This window comes from Saccharicrinis sp. 156 (assembly GCF_050589685.1).
GTDB lineage: Bacteria > Bacteroidota > Bacteroidia > Bacteroidales > Marinilabiliaceae > Saccharicrinis.
In genome coordinates this window covers 1-18,670 of record NZ_JBNGOS010000031.1, presented here as the reverse complement: position 1 = coordinate 18,670, position 18,670 = coordinate 1, and the positions used below count along the sequence as shown (strand labels likewise).

At 39.3% G+C, this 18,670-nt stretch carries 15 protein-coding genes; 11 read left to right on the top strand and 4 right to left on the bottom strand.

Going from position 1 to position 18,670, the window contains the following annotated elements; all coding sequences use genetic code 11:
- Positions 1-290 precede the first annotated feature (290 nt).
- The 4 genes from leuS (at position 291) to ACRD64_RS18045 (ending at position 6,646) form a co-directional block, all read left to right on the top strand.
- Positions 291-3,077: a leucine--tRNA ligase gene (leuS, locus tag ACRD64_RS18060; RefSeq protein ID WP_430934864.1), complete on the top strand. Its 2,787-nt coding sequence runs from the start codon at positions 291-293 to the stop codon at positions 3,075-3,077.
- A gap of 384 nt (positions 3,078-3,461) precedes the next feature.
- Positions 3,462-4,322, top strand: a complete 861-nt coding sequence (locus tag ACRD64_RS18055) for a YitT family protein (protein WP_430934863.1) — start codon at positions 3,462-3,464, stop codon at positions 4,320-4,322.
- Positions 4,323-4,377: 55 nt separating this feature from the next.
- Positions 4,378-5,238 (top strand): YitT family protein, encoded by an 861-nt coding sequence (locus tag ACRD64_RS18050; protein WP_430934862.1) that lies wholly within the window; start codon positions 4,378-4,380, stop codon positions 5,236-5,238.
- A 130-nt stretch (positions 5,239-5,368) separates the two neighbouring features.
- Positions 5,369-6,646 (top strand): peptidoglycan DD-metalloendopeptidase family protein, encoded by a 1,278-nt coding sequence (locus ACRD64_RS18045; protein WP_430934861.1) that lies wholly within the window; start codon positions 5,369-5,371, stop codon positions 6,644-6,646.
- A gap of 195 nt (positions 6,647-6,841) precedes the next feature.
- Here ACRD64_RS18045 and ACRD64_RS18040 read toward each other — a convergent pair whose 3' ends face one another.
- Together ACRD64_RS18040 and ACRD64_RS18035 are read right to left on the bottom strand one after the other, a co-directional pair.
- The gene (locus ACRD64_RS18040) at positions 6,842-7,570 is read right to left on the bottom strand and encodes a DUF169 domain-containing protein (RefSeq protein WP_430934860.1); all 729 of its coding nucleotides are present in this window, start codon (positions 7,568-7,570) and stop codon (positions 6,842-6,844) included.
- A gap of 133 nt (positions 7,571-7,703) precedes the next feature.
- A complete protein-coding gene (locus tag ACRD64_RS18035; protein ID WP_430934859.1) occupies positions 7,704-8,294 on the bottom strand; it encodes a phosphoribosylglycinamide formyltransferase in 591 nt (196 codons plus the stop codon).
- A gap of 172 nt (positions 8,295-8,466) precedes the next feature.
- On the opposite strand from ACRD64_RS18035, the gene ACRD64_RS18030 reads away from it, so the two are divergent.
- The 5 genes from ACRD64_RS18030 to ACRD64_RS18010 all read left to right on the top strand — a co-directional run bounded on the left by ACRD64_RS18030 (position 8,467) and on the right by ACRD64_RS18010 (position 13,180).
- Entirely contained in the window at positions 8,467-8,703 is a 237-nt protein-coding gene (locus ACRD64_RS18030) for an acyl carrier protein (RefSeq protein ID WP_027470525.1), read from the top strand.
- Positions 8,704-8,741: 38 nt separating this feature from the next.
- Positions 8,742-9,989 carry a beta-ketoacyl-ACP synthase II gene (fabF, locus tag ACRD64_RS18025; protein WP_430934858.1) on the top strand — a complete coding sequence of 416 codons (1,248 nt, stop codon included), beginning with the start codon at positions 8,742-8,744 and terminating at the stop codon, positions 9,987-9,989.
- 6 nt (positions 9,990-9,995) lie between these two features.
- Complete coding sequence (gene rnc / locus ACRD64_RS18020) at positions 9,996-10,739, top strand: ribonuclease III (RefSeq protein WP_430934857.1); 744 nt, start codon at positions 9,996-9,998, stop codon at positions 10,737-10,739.
- Positions 10,740-10,913: 174 nt separating this feature from the next.
- A complete protein-coding gene (locus tag ACRD64_RS18015) occupies positions 10,914-12,524 on the top strand; it encodes a sensor histidine kinase (RefSeq protein ID WP_430934856.1) in 1,611 nt (536 codons plus the stop codon).
- A complete protein-coding gene (locus ACRD64_RS18010) occupies positions 12,497-13,180 on the top strand; it encodes a response regulator transcription factor (protein ID WP_430934855.1) in 684 nt (227 codons plus the stop codon). The genes ACRD64_RS18015 and ACRD64_RS18010 overlap by 28 nt, the downstream gene beginning before the upstream one ends.
- 255 nt (positions 13,181-13,435) lie before the next feature.
- Here the strand turns inward: ACRD64_RS18010 and lepA are convergent, their stop codons facing one another.
- A complete protein-coding gene (gene lepA / locus ACRD64_RS18005) occupies positions 13,436-15,223 on the bottom strand; it encodes a translation elongation factor 4 (RefSeq protein WP_430934854.1) in 1,788 nt (595 codons plus the stop codon).
- Between the two features lie 376 nt (positions 15,224-15,599).
- Between lepA and ACRD64_RS18000 the strand changes: the two genes are divergently transcribed.
- On the top strand, positions 15,600-16,559 hold the full coding sequence (locus tag ACRD64_RS18000; RefSeq protein WP_430934853.1) for a GDP-mannose 4,6-dehydratase: 960 nt from the start codon (positions 15,600-15,602) through the stop codon (positions 16,557-16,559).
- A gap of 73 nt (positions 16,560-16,632) precedes the next feature.
- On the opposite strand, the gene sucC is transcribed toward ACRD64_RS18000, so the two are convergent.
- The gene (gene sucC / locus ACRD64_RS17995) at positions 16,633-17,823 is read right to left on the bottom strand and encodes an ADP-forming succinate--CoA ligase subunit beta (protein WP_430934852.1); all 1,191 of its coding nucleotides are present in this window, start codon (positions 17,821-17,823) and stop codon (positions 16,633-16,635) included.
- A 117-nt stretch (positions 17,824-17,940) separates the two neighbouring features.
- Between sucC and ACRD64_RS17990 the strand changes: the two genes are divergently transcribed.
- Entirely contained in the window at positions 17,941-18,477 is a 537-nt protein-coding gene (locus ACRD64_RS17990) for an RNA methyltransferase (protein WP_430934851.1), read from the top strand.
- The last annotated feature ends 193 nt before the right edge of the window (positions 18,478-18,670 follow it).

Genomic DNA, 18,670 nt, shown 5'->3' with positions numbered 1-18,670 from the left:
AAACCTAGTAAGATTGCACTTTCAATGTTCACGACGAAGTTCTAATGCATAATCCGGGTTAAATCTCTTGCTATTCTGATCAATACGATAGACGAAATAATACTTAGTAGGTCAGTAAGGATATTTTTTGTAAAAGATTTTTTCTAGCCAACAAGACTTTACCTCTTAATTGATTATTGCAGCTTAATTCCAATCTCAACTACTATTTTGTAAAAGATTTCTTAATTTCGCAATCTCGTTTATTGAGCTTATCAAAATTTGAAAAAGTACTAAATACATACAGGTATAAAATGGATTACAATTTTAAAGCCATTGAAGAAAAATGGCAGAAACAATGGGTAAGTGACAAGACCTACAAAGTGGAAATTGATAAAGACCGTCCTAAATTTTATGTTTTGGACATGTTTCCTTACCCTTCGGGAGCCGGATTACACGTTGGTCACCCGCTGGGTTATATTGCTTCTGACATTTACAGTCGTTTTAAAAGACTGAATGGTTTTAACGTGTTGCACCCTATGGGCTACGATGCCTATGGTTTGCCTGCCGAGCAATACGCCATACAAACCGGTCAGCACCCGGCTATCACTACGGAGAAAAACTTAAACCGATATCGTGAGCAGTTGGATAAAATTGGTTTTTGCTACGATTGGGACCGGGAAATTAAAACTTGCGATCCGGATTACTACCATTGGACGCAATGGGCGTTTATCCAAATGTTCAACAGTTATTACTGTAACCAGGCCAAAAAAGCAGCTCCAATATCAGAATTGATAGAAGCCTTTAATGCTGTTGGTACGGAAGGTTTGGATTTGGCGTGCACAGAAAAATTGGTATTCACGGCGGCTGAATGGAAATCTAAAACGGACAAAGAACAACAAGAAATATTGTTGAACTACCGATTGGCCTACTTAGCCGACACCATGGTTAATTGGTGTCCTGCTTTAGGTACGGTTTTGGCCAACGACGAAGTGAAGGAAGGAATCTCGGTACGAGGTGGCCACCAGGTTGAACAAAAGGTGATGCGCCAATGGCTGTTACGCGTATCCGCTTATTCCGAAAGGTTATTGGATGGATTAAACCATGTGGACTGGACAGACTCATTAAAAGAGATCCAACGTAATTGGATTGGCAAGAGCGAAGGTGCCGAAATGAAATTTAAGGTAAAAGATTCCGATGTAGAAATGGATATCTTTACCACACGGGCTGATACTGTATTTGGAGTTACATTTATGGTATTAGCCCCGGAAAGCGAATTAGTAGATCAGCTTACCACACCTGAGCAAAGAGCTGAAGTGGATGCTTACATATCAGAAACCCAAAAAAGAACCGAACGCGAACGCCAGGCTGAAGTTAAAAAGGTAACCGGGGTATTCTCGGGCTCCTACGCCATCAACCCATTATCGGGCGAAGAAATTCCTGTTTGGATTGGCGACTATGTATTGGCCGGATACGGCACAGGTGCAATAATGGCTGTCCCCGCGCACGATTCTCGCGACTTTGCTTTTGCTAAACACTTCAATCTGCCCATTTTACAGGTAGTTGTTCCTGAAGGAGAAGAAGCTACCGATCCAGCAACATGGGAAGATTCTATAGATTCCAAAGCCGGAACCATGGTTAATTCGGGTTTCTTAAATGAACTAAGTGTACCTGAAGCCATTGCAAAAACAAAAGAATACATCAGGGAACAACAAGTAGGTGATGTACAGACCAACTATCGACTGCGCGATGCTATTTTCAGTCGTCAACGCTATTGGGGCGAGCCATTCCCGGTTTATTATAAAGATGACATGCCACAAATGGTCAGTGAATCCGACTTGCCCCTGGAATTACCCGAAATAGATAAATTCCTGCCTACAGAAAAAGGCGAACCACCATTGGCACGTGCCAAAAACTGGGTTTATAAAAACACGTATCCGCTGGAAGTAAATACTATGCCCGGCTTTGCAGGATCATCGGCCTATTACCTGCGATACATGGATCCTAAAAATGACAAGGCATTAGTTGGTACAGAAGCCAACGAATATTGGCAAGATGTAGATTTATATATTGGGGGTACCGAGCATGCAACCGGACACTTAATTTACTCTCGTTTCTGGAACAAGTTTTTATACGACATGGGGCATGTTGTCAAAGATGAGCCCTATAAAAAATTGATTAACCAGGGAATGATTCAAGGCCGTTCGAACTTTGTTTATAGAATCAACGGAACCAACAAATTTGTCTCCCTTAATAAAAAAGGCGAATACAAAACAACTGCTATCCACGTTGATGTAAACATTGTTAGTAACGATGTGTTAGATATTGAGAAATTCAAAAGCTGGAATCCGGAATATAAAGATGCAGAATTTATATTGGAAGATGGAAAATACATTTGTGGTTGGGCAGTAGAAAAAATGTCAAAATCCATGTTTAACGTGGTTAACCCGGATGATATTATTGCAGAGTACGGAGCAGACACATTGCGCTTGTACGAAATGTTCCTGGGGCCGCTGGAACAAAGCAAGCCATGGGACACAAATGGTATAGACGGTGTTCACAAGTTCTTGCGTAAAACATGGCGCTTATTCTTTAATGCTGACCACAAGTTGGAAGTCTCCGATGAAAAAGCAACAAAAGATGAGCTCAAGGTTCTTCACAAAACCATTAAGAAGATTAGCGACGATATTGAGAAATTCTCGTTTAATACCTGCGTAAGTGCCTTTATGATTTGCGTTAACGAATTAGGTACCTTAAAGTGTAATAAACGTGAAATATTAGAACCACTGACCGTTTTACTTGCTCCCTTTGCACCGCACATGAGTGAAGAGTTATGGGAAAAACTAGGGAAAACAGAAACGGTATGCGATGCACAATGGCCGCTATTTGAACCGGCTCATTTGGTGGAGTCCACTTTCAGCTATCCCGTTTCGTTTAACGGCAAAATGCGCTTTAAACTTGACATGCCGGCAGATGCAGCCAATGATGTAATTGAGGATGCCGTCAAAAAGCACGAGAGCGCACAAAAATGGCTGGAAGGAAAAACAGTGAAAAAAATGATTATTGTTCCCAGGAAAATAATCAATGTGGTAGTAGGCTAATATTTTAAATCAAACTTGTATGAAAGGTCGGCTCATTCAGCCGGCCTTTCATCGTATTATGGGGTTGCCTTACGCCTGCAATATGCCTTAGAAAATTCCCGTTTTACAAAGTTGGCACGTATTACATTTTAAATTGTTCCAAACAAATTCTGCAACTTCTAAAATAGCTGAATACCGGAGAGTGTCATTACCAATGACCATGCCTATTGACAGATGATTGGTTTTCGAAAATCAAATCTAATAACTGAGAAAAATCATAATAAATTTGTTGAAAAACATGACAATAGTTTCATTTTCTTATAACAACCTTTACTTTACTTTGCCGAAAGTTTATTAAGCATTTAAACACAGACCAAAAGTCTGATAATTATCAAATTTTCAGCAATGTCACGACAAACAGTTATCAGGGAAGTGAAGTCATATTTCATGTTGACTTTTTCTCTTTGTATTGCATCTTTGGGATGGTCCGCTTTTATTATCCCTGCCGGGATTGTCGGAGGGGGAATCACCGGATTAGCCAGTACTTTCCATTTCTTATGGGGGTGGGATGTGGGATTGGTTTCTATCTCCATCAATACTATCCTTGTGCTTCTGGCCTTAAGGCTTCTCGGCTTTTCATTTGGAATTAAGAGCATATATTGCATTGTCTTGTTCGGCGTACTGCTTTCGGTTTTAACCCGTCATTTTAAGGCTCCGCTTACCGAAGACACCTTTATGGCAACGCTTATTGGCTCATCTCTTGCCGGAACCGGTGGTGGTTTAGTTTTCATTAATGGGGGGAGCACAGGCGGAACGGACATTATTGCCATGATTATTAATAAATACAAGAATATCAGCTTGGGCAGATTGTTGTTGCTGTGCGATGTATTTATCATTTTTACCGGATACTTTGTCTTTCATAATATTGAAATTGTGATGTACGGCTTTATCACCATGGCCATTTTTGGCTATGCAGTGGATATGGTTATTACAGGTAACAAACAAACCGTCCAGCTATTTATTATCAGTGAAAAATATAAGGAAATCTCAGAAAACATCATTTCAAGAACTGAAAAAGGATGTACCATATTGGATGGCGTAGGTGCGTATACTGGAGATCAAAAGAAAATATTGATGGTAATATCCAAGAAAAGAACTTCAACTATTTTATTTAGAATAATCAAAGAAATAGATTCGGATGCGTTTGTAACCATGGGTACTGTTTCCGGCGCATACGGAAGAGGGTTCGATCAGATAAGAGCGTAATTTAGTGCACATCAACAACTATCCTCTGTTTAACCTGATATAAAAATCAGTATTCATGACATTGACAAAAATAGTTAACCAAATAAAATCATATATCTTCCTAACCTTTGCGGTTTGCGTTTCGAGTCTTGGCTGGGCAGGTTTTCTTATTCCGTCTGATATTATTGGCGGAGGTGTTACGGGTTTATCAAGTACATTTTATTTTTTATGGGGCTGGGACATTGGTATAACGTCGCTTACTATTAATATCGTTTTAATTTTATTGGCACTAAAAAAATTGGGGCTTTCATATGGAGTTAAAACGGTTTATTGTATCGTGCTATTCTCCACAATGCTTTCGGTGCTGACCAAATATTTTACCGAACCTATAGTTAGCGACATATTTATGGCAACGCTAACAGGAGCTGCCCTGGGTGGCAGTGGCACAGCCCTTTTATTTATTAATGGGGGAAGTACCGGTGGAACTGAGATCATTGCGATGATTATCAATAAATATAAAAACTTCAGCCTGGGCCGTCTTTTACTTACATTTGATATTGTAATAATATCCACGAGCTACATTGTTTTCCAGGACATAGAAAAAATAATGTATGGTTTAATCTCCATGGCCATATTTAGTTACTGTATAGATTTGGTCATATCAGGCAATAAACAAACCGTACAAATATTTATCATTACGGATAAATATGAGGAAATGATGGATAAAATCATGACTGTTGGCAACAAAGGCGTTACCATGATTGATAGTATGGGTGGCTATACCCGTGAACACAGAAAAATACTAATGGTGATTTCAAAAAAACGCACCTCCTCTATATTATTTAAAATCATAAAAGACATAGACTCGGAGGCTTTTGTGACCATGGGCAATGTATCCAATGTTTTTGGAAAAGGATTTGACAGAATTAAAGGATAGAAAATTTAATTATCTATTTTTATTTTGAGTCTTTTTGCCATAAATCAACAATTTCCTTCTTGATTTATTCGTTTGATGTAATAACTTGCGCAATCAAACAACATAACACAATACAATTTCAAAATTTATCATGCGTATAACATTAAGAAACCAACCCGTCGTATCCATATTACTATTTATTGCAGTTGTACTTATGGCCAGCTGCACTCCCGATAAAAAGAAAGTAGAAAGCGAAACAACTGTTGATTCTCTTGCTCTGGTTGAAGCACCTAAACCGGCCCATTTAATGTTTGGCTTGCCTGTTGACTCCTTTGTAATAGAAAACAATAAAGTGAAAAGAAACGAGTTTTTGGCTTCCATCCTTCTTAGGTACGATATCCCCTATAAACAAATTGACTTATTGGCCCATAAAAGTAAAGACACCTTCGATGTCCGAAAAATAAAAGTCGGTAATCCGTATTATGTTTTTCTTGATCATGACACGCTACATACAGCACGGTATTTTGTGTATGAGATAGACAAGATTAACTATGTTGTATACAATCTAAACGATTCAATAACCATTACCAAAGGTCAGAAACCTGTAAGAAAAGTGCAAAGAACCGCAACCGGAATTATTACATCGTCTTTATGGAATGCCATGACAGAAAATAACGCTAGTCCGGTTTTGGCGCTTGAATTATCTGACATTTATGCCTGGACGGTTGACTTTTTTGGCATTGAGAAAGGGGATTATTTTAAAGTGATGTATACCGAGGATTATGTAGACTCTACATCCGTTGGAATCCGATCTATTGAAGCCGCCTTATTTATGCATCGAGGGGATAAGTTTTATGCATTTAATTTTCAGGAAGACAGCGCAACTTACAATTACTTTGACGAAAAGGGAAATAGCTTAAGAAAAGCCTTTTTAAAAAATCCTCTTAAATATTCGGCACGTATCAGCAGTCGTTTTTCGCACAGCAGATACCATCCCGTTTTAAAAATAAGACGCCCCCACCATGGCATTGATTATGCTGCCCCAAAAGGAACTCATGTGTATTCTATCGGTGATGGTAGGGTAATTGCCAAAGGGTACCAGGCCAAAGGTGGCGGAAATTATCTAAAAATAAAACACAACAGCGTTTATACTACTGTTTACATGCATTTAAACGGGTTTACCAAAGGCATTAGTAAAGGCGACAAAGTGAAACAGGGGGATCTAATCGGTTATGTAGGTTCAACCGGGTTATCCACCGGCCCACATCTTGACTTTAGAGTATTTAAGAATGGGAAACCTATCGATCCTTTAAAAGTAAAAGCTCCTCCCGTAGAACCCGTTAAAAAAGAAGACATGAAGAGGTTCAAACAATTCTACAAACCACTAAAACAATCGGTCGATAATTTATCTCTTCCGGTAGCACAGTGATCAAATATTACTGGTAAGCATATGCTTTAGGGAACTCCAAACTCTTTAAAAGTCTCATATTGAAAGCTAGCCTGATTAATACATATATTTTCGCAATAGAAAAATTTATGAGTAGATCAGGCCAGTCAATCGTATATAACAAATATTTGAGAACCCTGAATCAGGTTATGCTTAAATGGGTTCCGGTCGGTCATTCTATTTTGTAGACCTTCTAAACTCTATTAAATCTTTCAGATAAGGTTTATTTAAGAAGCTATCCTGGCCAATAGAGCAAAGCCTATCAAACATTCTTACATTTACTGTAAAAGCCAGTAAATTGTTTGGAAGGTATTTACGCATGGCCAAATCCGATGCTCCAACCAGCGCCTTGGGCTTTTCGTTATCCGGCACCAAAGTAAGCAATTGCATACACCCTGAGCCAAACGGGATGTCCACCGGATTGCCCTCTTCGGGGCCGGCATGATAATTGGCTGCAACAATAAGTGCGCTCAACTGATCCGGGTTAACAAAAAAGGTAACAGACTTTAAATAATCAACCATGGAGTTTTTAATAGGCCCAACATATAAACACTTGTGTTTTGACCTATATGCAGGAGTTACATCCAACCAATCATCCATCAATTCACCAGAACATTTTAAACCTTCCTCACCTACCAAAAAATCAACAAGTTCCTCCCGATCTCTGGTTTCTTTCCCGAACAACCAATAACCGCTTCCTTTACATCCAAAATTCATGGAAGTTAATTTCAATGTCTGTCCGCGCATCCATGCGTTAAAATAAGCAAAAATACAAGTTCTCCGGTGAGCAACCGGTTCAATTACCCTATCCATCATAGCGTCATGAGGCGCATCGTAAACTCCAATTAACGGTAGGTCGATATCCAGTTTATCGGTAATATAGGTGGAATCTAAAAGTGTAGACATTTTTTTTTGAATATAAAAATTAATACTGGTTATAAAAAACGCATATAGCTAATCATACATTGGTCAAAGGGTGGTAGTCAACTAAACAATGAGTGTTCGTCATCAGTATAAAAATCATACATTACGATCACTGTTACTGTTGACTTCCCACTGATGAATGTTGACTGAGCATCTCCGCTATAACTTTCGGGTAATGCTCATATTCCAGTTCGTGAACTTTGGCTTCCACATCTGTAGCTGTATCTGTTGGCAACACCCTGCATGTTACCTGCTTAATAATCTTTCCTTCGTCGTAATTACTATCAACATAATGAATTGTAATACCGGTCTCCGTTTCCTTATTATCCACAACCGCTTCATGTATGCGTTTGCCGTACATTCCTTTGCCACCAAATTTAGGCAATAAAGCCGGATGAATATTAATAATACGTCCTTTAAATGCCTCGACAAAATTTTCTGGAATTAACCACAGAAAACCTGCAAGCACGATAAGTTCGCATGCCTCCTCTTTTAAAACTTCGATAATTTTATCCGAATTATAAAACTCTTCACGCGAAAATAAGGTTAAGTTAACACCCAATTTTAGCGCCCGTTCGTTGACATAAGCTTTGCTGTTGTTCGTGAAAAAGTGAAAATCGCTTGAATTAAGCCTTCCTTTAAAATAATTTACAATGTTTTCTGCGTTACTTCCCGAACCCGAAGCGAATATAGCAACCTTACTCATTTCCTGTATTTTATAGGTTTATTACTGTAGATTTTATATGTCCCAAAAATAGAAAAAAAACCCCCCGGAATGATTTTATTGAAATATTATTTGGCTGATTATCCTGATTTTTTTTCCTTTGCAAAGTTATTTTAATCAATAAATTTTAAATATTAACTTAAAATTAAAAGCTATGTCTGACATTGCATCAAGAGTAAAAGCAATCATCGTAGACAAACTAGGAGTTGACGAAACCGAAGTTACAACTGAAGCAAGCTTCACAAATGATTTAGGAGCTGACTCTCTTGACACTGTTGAGTTGATCATGGAGTTTGAAAAGGAATTTAACATCGCAATTCCTGATGATCAAGCAGAAAACATTGGCACAGTTGGTGATGCCGTCTCTTATATAGAGGAAAACGCTAAGTAAGCTAAATTAAAAACGAAGTTTACACTTTAAACGAAGTTATGGAGTTAAAAAGAGTAGTAGTAACGGGATTAGGAGCCATCACTCCTTTGGGCAATTCCATTGAAGAACTATGGAAAAACCTGGTTGAAGGAGTAAGCGGTGCCGCACCCATTACTCGATTTGACGCCACCAATTTCAAGACAAAATTTGCTTGCGAAGTAAAAAATTACAACTCTAACGATTATTTCGATCGTAAAGAGGCAAGAAAACTTGATATGTTTGCTCAGTTTGCTTTAATAGCAGCTGAGCAGGCTGTTCAAGATTCCGGCATCAACGCTGAAAGCATCGACCATGATGAGGTAGGCGTAATTTGGGGTGCCGGTATTGGTGGAATTCAAACATTTACAAAAGAGGTTAAGGGCTTTGTGGAAGGCAATGGCACGCCACGTTTCAGCCCATTTTTTATACCCATGATGATCGGTGATATTGCCGCTGGTCAAATTTCAATGAAATATGGATTCAGGGGACCCAATTTCAACACGGTTTCAGCTTGTGCATCCTCTACCAATGCGATTGGCGATGCATACAACCTAATCCGTTTAGGCAAAGCAAAAGCCTTTGTAACCGGAGGTTCTGAAGCTGCTATCAGTGAAGCTGGCATGGGCGGCTTTAATGCGATGCAAGCATGTTCCACACGAAACGAAGATCCGGCTACCGCTTCTCGACCTTTCGACAAAGACCGCGATGGTTTTGTTATGGGAGAAGGTGGAGCATCTTTAATTCTTGAAGAATATGAACATGCCGTTGCCCGCGGTGCCAAAATATACTGCGAAGTAGTTGGTACCGGAATGACAGCCGATGCCCATCACCTCACAGCACCACATCCTGAAGGACTGGGTGCCAAAAATGTGATGAAAATGGCATTAAAGGATAACGATATGAAAGCCGAAGAAATCGACTATATCAATGTCCATGGCACTTCCACCCCCCGAGGTGACATCGCAGAAACATTAGCGATTAAAGAAGTGTTTGGTGCGCATGCGTACGAATTAAACATCAGCTCAACAAAATCAATGACTGGTCACCTGTTAGGTGCTGCTGGTGCGATTGAATCAATTGCTTGTATCCTTGCTATTAAGTACGGCATTGTTCCTCCTACCATCAACCACTTTACCGATGATCCGGAAATTGATCCTAAATTAAACATGACATATAACAAAGCTCAAAAAAGAGAGGTTAAAGCAGCGCTTTCAAATACCTTTGGTTTTGGAGGTCATAATGCATCTGTTATATTTAAAGCAATTTAATCGATTGTGTTAAAATCATTATTGAACATAATAAAGCTTTCTCCCGACCGGAGAAGGCTTTATTTGTTATTAAGGTCTGTAATCGGCTTCTGCCCCAATAACCTGGGGATTTATGAATTGTCCTTGGTTCATAAATCTGCCATGAAAAAGAAAAATAACGGTCAAGTTATTAACAATGAGCGCCTGGAGTTTTTAGGTGATGCAATGCTAGGCGCTATTGTTGCGCAAGAATTGTACAACAAATACCCCGATGTAAACGAAGGTTTCCTGACGAAAACCCGGTCAAAAATCGTAAACCGTGCTTTTTTAAACGAAACAGCCAATAAAATAGGCTTAAACAATATAATCACATCCCAATCCAAAATTTCTCTTGAAATAACGAATATCCCGGGAGATGCATTGGAAGCATTAATCGGAGCCATTTTTGTGGATTGCGGTTACCAGAAATGCCGCAAGTTTATCTTGAAAAAAATTCTGATCCCTTTTGTTAACCTGAACGAAATAGCCAGCAAAGACAATAATTTCAAATCCATGTTAATTGAGTGGGGGCAAAAACATAAAAAGGACGTGCAATTTATAACGGATGAAATACCGGGCACGTTGGATCACGCTCCGTTATTTGTATCATCGGTTGAAATAGAAAACATAGTATTTGGCCGTGGCGAGGGATCGTCAAAAAAAGAATCGCAGCAAAACGCGGCAATGGAAGCGCTACAAAATGTTTCTATTAGAAAAAACGATTTGCAATAATTGATCCAACCAACAACTTAACACACATTATTATTGTCATTTTAAAGTGCAAATAACTATATTGCGATAACTTTTCCGATCAACGTTCATGAGCGGAATACCCAATATTGTAAGCCTTTTAAATTAACAACGCAAACCTTTAAACAAAGGCCTACCAACAATGAAAGGACAGGAATGAATAAAAAATACATATATCTTTTATCATTTATCATAGCGGCAAGCCTTGGCGGTATCATCTATATCCAAACGCTTTGGATGAAAAATGACAGCAAAAGAAAAGAACAAGAGTTTGATAAGCTGGTGAATCAGGCAATGACCAAGGTTATTGAAAAGCTTGAACGCGAGGAAAACTCTGAGCTAGCCGCATTTATAAAGAAAGAATACAGAAAGAAAATACAAGCATCTAAAGCGCTACCCAAAAACCTGCAACGGGACCCAAAGTATTTCAATAACAATCCGGATAACGCTTTGAGTGAAGACGAAATATTGGAATTCTCGTTTAAGTTTCAAATGCAAGACAAATATATCAGCACTACCTTGCAGACCTTCAATGAAGATTCGTTAATATTTAGCCTGGATAACCGCTCACCAATATCGACCCGATCCAGTAAGTTTGGCCCTTTAACGAGTGCTTTGCTAAGTATTCAGGATGAACTCAAATCGAAAGTGGAAGACAAAGCGGAAATGATTCTGAATACTTTTTTCCCTAAAAGATCTATCTCGGAACGCATTGACCGGGAGAAGGTGGATGTGTTGTTGATGAAACAATTGGAAGACAGGGGAATCACCCTTCAATTTGAGTTTGCTATTTTCGACGGAAAAGGGAAAATGGCAATGGCCACAACAGGATTTAAGCCCAATGCATCCAAAACCATTTATCAGAAATACCTGTTCCCGAACGACCCACATCCTGAGGCGCATCATTTAAACCTCTATTTTTCCGAAAGACCTAATTTCATGATACAATCAATCGGGACTTTTATACCGTCCGCCGCGTTCACCCTGGTGATGATTTTTACATCCATCATCACTATCATGATTATTTTTAGGCAAAAGAGACTGGATGAAATCAAAAACGACTTCATCAACAACATGACGCACGAATTTAAAACCCCGATATCCACCATATCCTTAGCCTCCCAAATGCTGAAAGATCCGAGTGTTGCTAAAACGCCAAAAACCTTGCAGCATATTTCCGGGGTTATACAGGACGAGAGCAAGAGGTTAAGCTTTCAGGTAGAAAAGGTTCTTCAGATGGCCATCTTTGACAAGGGAAAATCGGGGCTGAAAATAAAAAAATTAGATATAAACCAATTAATTCACAATGTTTCTACTAACTTTAAGCTCAAAGTAGAAAATAAGAAAGGTAAAATAATTGAAAGCCTGGACGCGAAAAACAGCACGGTTTATGTGGACGAGGTACATTTTACCAATGTGATTTATAATTTATTTGACAACGCTTTTAAATACAGAAAAGGCATCCCTATATTGCAGGTTAAAACCTGGAACAAAAACAATGGGGTTATCATTTCCGTCAAAGACAATGGAATGGGGATCTCTAAAGAGAACCTTAGTCGCATCTTCGAAAAATTCTACCGGGTTCCTACAGGTAACGTGCATAACGTTAAGGGTTTCGGATTAGGTTTGGCATACGTAAAGAAGATTGTGGACGACCACGGAGGTAACATTGTTGCAGAAAGCGAATTAAATGTAGGAACAAAATTTGAAATCTTTTTACCGATAAAAAGCACAAAAGAATGGAAAAAGAATACAAACTTCTTTTAGCGGAAGATGATGAAAACCTGGGTATGCTATTGCGCGAATACCTGGAAGCTAAAGGATACGAAACAGATCTTTGTCCGGATGGAGAAGAAGCTTACAAAGCATTTACGGCAAACACGTACGACCTTTGTGTTTTGGATGTAATGATGCCTAAAAAAGATGGTTTTACACTGGCCAAGGACATCCGTTTAATCAATGCGGATATTCCAATTATCTTCCTAACGGCCAAGTCTATGAAAGAGGATGTTTTTCAAGGCTTTAAGATTGGTGCGGATGATTATATCACCAAACCTTTCAGTATGGAAGAACTTCTTTTTAGATTGGAAGCCATTATCAGAAGGACTAAAGGAACGAATGCGATACAAGATGTGTATCAATTGGGCAAATACAAGTTCGATACCCAAAAGCAGCAGCTTATTGATGGTGAAGAAATTGTTAAACTAACGACCAAAGAGTCTGAATTATTGAAGTTACTTTGCAACAACGCCAATAAGGTTTTAGAGCGAAATTTTGCGCTAAAAACCATTTGGGTAGACGATAACTACTTCAATGCCCGAAGCATGGATGTGTACATTACCAAGCTAAGGAAACATCTCAAAGAGGAAACCTCTGTTGAAATTATCAACGTTCACGGAAAAGGATACAAGCTTGTCATGTAATCCGACATCCTTGATAATTCACATCATTAGCTGATGAACGAAAAGGTATAAACAAAAACGTCCGATACATGCTAGTATCGGACGTTTTTTGTGTTATCGGATTTTTTGATACCCCAAATAAAAACGGGAAAATAAGAAACAGGCGATTCGTATTTTTAACAATACACATTTAAGGCTCCTACAAACAATAGGTGCTACCAACAATAAAGTTAATTACGCGGTAATTTCATCTTATTTATATTCGTGGTTTCGAACTTAATCTAGCTTCAAAACGGCCAAGAAGGCTTTTTGTGGCACTTCAACGTTACCTACCTGTTTCATACGCTTCTTACCTTTTTTCTGCTTCTCCAACAGCTTACGCTTCCGACTGATATCACCTCCGTAACATTTCGCCGTAACATCTTTACGCACCGCTTTAACGGTTTCACGCGCTATTATTTTAGTCCCAATAGCGGCCTGGATAGCAATATCAAACTGCTGACGAGGAATCAATTCCTTTAGTTTTTCACACATCCTGCGTCCTAGCGTATAGGCATTATCGAAATGAATAAGGGTAGATAATGCATCAACACTTTCCCCATTCAATAAAATATCCAACTTTATCAGTTTGGCTGGCTTAAAACCTGTTGAATAATAATCGAATGAGGCATACCCTTTCGAAATACTTTTCAACTTGTCATAAAAGTCGAATACGATCTCTGCCAGGGGCATGTTATAATTTAGCTCAACCCTGTCAGAGGTCAAATAATCCTGTTTAACCAGCTCCCCTCTCTTGGCCAGACACAAGGTCATTATTTGACCGATAAACTCGGACTTGGTGATGATTTGAGCATGGATATACGGTTCATCGATTCTATCGACAACGGTTGGTTCCGGAAGTCCCGAAGGGTTATGCACCTCCATTTCTTCACCCTTTTTAGTATGGACAATATACGGAACGTTAGGTACGGTGGTAATCACGTTCATATCAAACTCCCTATCCAAACGCTCCTGGATGATTTCCATATGAAGCATTCCCAGGAAACCGCAACGGAAACCGAAGCCCAACGCTGCCGACGACTCCGGCTCAAACGTGAGTGAGGCATCATTCAACTGAAGTTTCTCCATGGAAGCACGCAAATCTTCATAGTCGTCACTATCAATAGGATAAACTCCCGCGAAAACCATTGGTTTTACCTCTTCAAATCCTTCGATACGACTTTCACAACCACCCTTTACATGTGTGATGGTATCCCCTACTTTTACTTCTTTGCTGGTTTTTATTCCGGATATAATATAACCGACATCCCCTGTCCCAAGTACTTTCCGCGGCTCCATATCCAAACGAAGCACTCCAATCTCATCTGCATTATATTGTTTACCTGTGGCCATAAACTTAACCAGGTCTCCTTTATGGATTTCTCCGTTCACCACTTTAAAGTAGGCAATAATTCCTCGAAAAGAATTAAATACCGAATCGAAAATCAAACACTGCAACGGATCCTTGGGCTCACCTAACGGTGGGGGAACTTTATCAACAATAGCTTGTAATATTTCATCCACTCCTTGCCCAGTTTTTCCGCTGGCTCTAATAATATCTTCCCGATCGCCTCCAATCAAATCAATAATCTGGTCTTCAACTTCATCGGGCATGGCGTTGGGCAAGTCCATTTTATTCATGACAGGAATAATGTGCAAGTCGTGCTCAATAGCCTGATATAAATTGGATATCGTTTGTGCCTGTATCCCCTGAGTTGAGTCTACGATTAAAAGGGCACCTTCGCAAGCCGCTATGGAACGTGATACCTCATAGGAAAAGTCGACATGTCCGGGAGTATCAATTAAATTAAGCACATATTTCTCACCGTTCAACTCATAATCCATTTGGATGGCATGACTCTTAATCGTGATTCCCCTCTCCCTTTCAATGTCCATATCGTCCAACACCTGTTCTTGTGCATCCCTCTCCGAAACGGTGGAGGTAAATTCCAACAGACGATCGGCCAAAGTACTCTTTCCGTGGTCGATATGAGCAATAATACAAAAGTTTCTTATATTCTTCATAATATGATATTCCCGTACTCGTAAATTTATCTTGCTAAACTAAAGGGCAATTGCCCTCCATATGAATTGGCAAAGATATTCAAATCATTCTAATTTAAATTCATTTTTGACTATCAATATCAGGGAATTCACCATTAAAAGGCAAATGTCACCCATAAGGGAAACGCGAGGCAATTAAATCTGTGGATAACTTGAAAACACATATTACAAAGCATTTTGTATATGCAATGTTTAAAGCAATAGACCTGCCATCAATAGCCCATATCCTAAATATACTATTATATGGTTAACAATAAGCTCTAAAAAATTACTTTTTACATCAAATAAAATTTTGTCGCCAGCAGATATATATATCTTTGCACAAAATCAATGGTTCATGAGCAAGATATTAGTAACAGGTTGTGCCGGATTTATCGGTTCGCATTTATCGGAAACACTTTTAAAAAATGGTTATCAAGTGGTAGGAATAGATAATTTTGACCCTTATTACAGTAGAAAATTAAAAGAAGATAATCTATCAGAGTTTTCCGCTCATCCCAACTTTACTTTTCACGAATTAAATTTGTGTAACGAAACGCTGGTTCGCGAAAAACTTGAAGAGAAATTTGATTGCATTGTACACCTTGCTGCCAAAGCGGGCGTGCGTCCATCTATTGAAAATCCGCAGAGTTATATCGATTACAATATTAGCGCCACTAGAATCCTGGTGGACTTAATGAAAGATACGGGCACAAAAAAAATGGTGTTTGCCAGTTCTTCTTCTGTTTATGGCAATATACCTGATACTCCCTGGAACGAGGATGCGGATGTATCTATGCCTATTTCGCCCTATGCCTTTTCGAAAAAATCATGTGAACTTTTAAACCATACCTACCACCACCTGTACGGTTTAGATTTTATTAATGTAAGATTTTTTACCGTTTTTGGCCCCCGCCAACGCCCCGATTTGGCCATCAACAAATTCACCCGCTTGTTATACGAGGGTAAATCCATACCGATGTATGGAGATGGGTCAACAGCCAGAGATTACACTTTTGTACATGATATCGTTTCAGGAATTATTAAATCTATAGAGTATATTAAAAACAATGATGGTGTATTTGAGAATATGAACCTTGGGAATAATTCGCCGATCAAACTGATGGAGCTGATTAATACCCTTGCAGAAGTCACGGGGCAAAACCTTATCATTGAACAACTACCCATGCAACCAGGCGATGTAGATATTACTTACGCAGATATCAGCAAAGCCCAAAAGATGATTGGTTACGAACCAAAAACTTCGTTAAAGGAAGGGTTAAAGGCTTTTGTACATTGGCACATGGCCACTAAGTAGGCATTCAGGAGTTCAGCGTAAGCAGTCTACAGCATACAATATGGCTGTAGACTGAAAACGGCAGACTTATAAATTAACCGACGAGCTCCTGAACCAGGTCTGAAGCTTCCTTAAGGGTAATAGCCGAGTACACTTTCAATCCTGACTCATCTATTATTTTTTTACCGCCTTCCGCATTGGTACCTTGTAATCGCACGATTATGGGAACATTGATTTCGCCTATCTTTTTATAAGCCTCAACTACGCCATTGGCTACCCTGTCACAGCGAACTATCCCGCCAAAAATATTGATGAGTATAGCAGTTACATTGGGATCGGACAAGATGATTTTCAGACCTGCCTCAACGGTTTGTGCATTGGCGCCACCCCCTACATCTAAAAAGTTGGCCGGATCCCCTCCAGATAGTTTAATAATATCCATGGTGGCCATGGCCAGACCCGCGCCGTTTACCATACAACCCACATTGCCATCCAGCTTCACAAAATTCAGGCTATGCTTGGAGGCTTCTATTTCAGCGGGATCCTCTTCGCTTAAATCACGCATTTCGGCAATATCGGCATGCCTGTACAACGCGTTATCGTCGATATTTAATTTGGCGTCGATGGCCATAATTAAATCATCGGATGTTTTTAATACCGGATTTATTTCCACCAACGAAGCATCAGCGCCTTCATACGCTTTATACAAAGCGGGCACAAATTGGGTCATTTCTTTAAATGCCTTTCCTGATAAGCCCAGGTTAAAAGCTATTCTTCTTGCCTGAAATGGCAACACACCGGTAGCTGGATCAATTTCTTCCTTATAAATTAGATGCGGGGTCTCCTCTGCCACTTTCTCAATATCCATTCCTCCTTCGGTAGAATACATGATAATGTTCCTGCCTGTGTTTCTATTGAGTAACACGCTCATATAATATTCCTGAGGTTCAGATTCACCGGGATAAAACACGTTTTGCGCAATCAATACCTTATTAACTCTCTTACCTTCCGGACCGGTTTGATGTGTAACCAACTGCATGCCTAAAATCTGCTTAGTCAGAGCTTTAACCTCATCCAAAGATTTGGCCACTTTAACACCTCCACCCTTTCCTCTACCCCCGGCATGAATCTGAGCCTTTACAACCCATATGTCCGTCCCTGTTTTTTGGGTTAATCTCTTGGCTGCCTTAACAGCGCCATCCGGATTATCTGCAACGATTCCTTCAGAAACGCGAACGCCGTATCTTTTTAGGATCTCCTGACCTTGATATTCGTGTATATTCATGGTAGATTTAATTTTAAAAGGTTATATACCTAATTTTAAGACTAGTGTAATGTACAATTTTGGATGCAGAAATAAAACGTTCAAAATGTTTATTTTTGTACGATAAATAATTATTTCATGAGAAAACTGCGAAACAAAGAACTAAACAGACTAAGCGTAGAAGAGTTCAAAGAAACCGAAAAAACTCCCGTTATCGCCATATTGGATAACGTGAGAAGCCTGAATAACGTTGGCTCCGTTTTTAGAACTTCGGATGCTTTATGCCTGGAAGAAATATACTTGTGCGGAATTACACCAACTCCACCTCATAATGACATACATAAAACTGCCTTGGGGGCCGAAGATTCCATGAACTGGAGCTACCACGAAGACACAAATAAGTCAGTTGTTGACTTACAAGCTGAAGGCTATAAAGTATATTGTGTTGAACAAGCCCGTGGAAGCACCTCATTACTTGACTTTAAGCCACAAATAAACGAGAAGATAGCACTCGTATTTGGAAATGAAGTAAAAGGTGTTCAGCAAGCTGTAATTGACAGTTCCGATGGCTGTATCGAGATACCTCAATTTGGCACCAAACATTCATTGAATATTAGTGTAAGTGCAGGTATCGTGCTTTGGGAAGCGGCCAAGTGGATCAGGGGTTTGGTATAATCCACTTAACGCATATCGGAATTTCAGAAATATTGAATGGTCGTAATGGTTAAACCCGGATTATATATTGGAGGTTCGTCATGAGCATTGCAAGTACAATAAAACAACGCATTACAGAAACGAGGCATAACTTGTCCCGATTACTTTCCATAGCCGTTAACTTTAGCCATTAAAAATTAAATTAATTATTTCT